The 328-nt window shown below is 61.9% G+C and carries 1 protein-coding gene; it reads left to right on the top strand.

Going from position 1 to position 328, the window contains the following annotated elements; translation table 11 throughout:
• The coding region (locus ACFSR3_RS09450; protein ID WP_379820755.1) for a hypothetical protein at positions 1-328 on the top strand (328 nt) is incomplete at both ends.

The following is a 328-nucleotide window of genomic DNA, read 5'->3' as shown; positions in this document are numbered from 1 at the left end:
CAACAGGTGCTCAGGGTGCTACTGGCGCAACAGGTGCTCAGGGTGCTACAGGTGCCCAAGGCGCAACAGGTGCTCAAGGTGCAACAGGTGCTCAGGGTGCTACTGGAGCTCAAGGCGCAACAGGTGCTCAGGGTGCTACAGGTGCCCAAGGCGCAACAGGTGCTCAGGGTGCTACTGGCGCAACAGGTGCTCAGGGTGCTACAGGTGCCCAAGGCGCAACAGGTGCTCAAGGTGCTACTGGAGCTCAAGGCGCAACAGGTGCTCAGGGTGCTACAGGTGCCCAAGGCGCAACAGGTGCTCAGGGTGCTACTGGCGCAACAGGTGCTCA

It is taken from the genome of Flavobacterium suzhouense (assembly GCF_042684765.1).
Lineage (GTDB): Bacteria > Bacteroidota > Bacteroidia > Flavobacteriales > Flavobacteriaceae > Flavobacterium > Flavobacterium suzhouense.
Note: the sequence above shows the minus strand (reverse complement) of the source record. Positions and strands in the feature narration are given on the sequence as shown.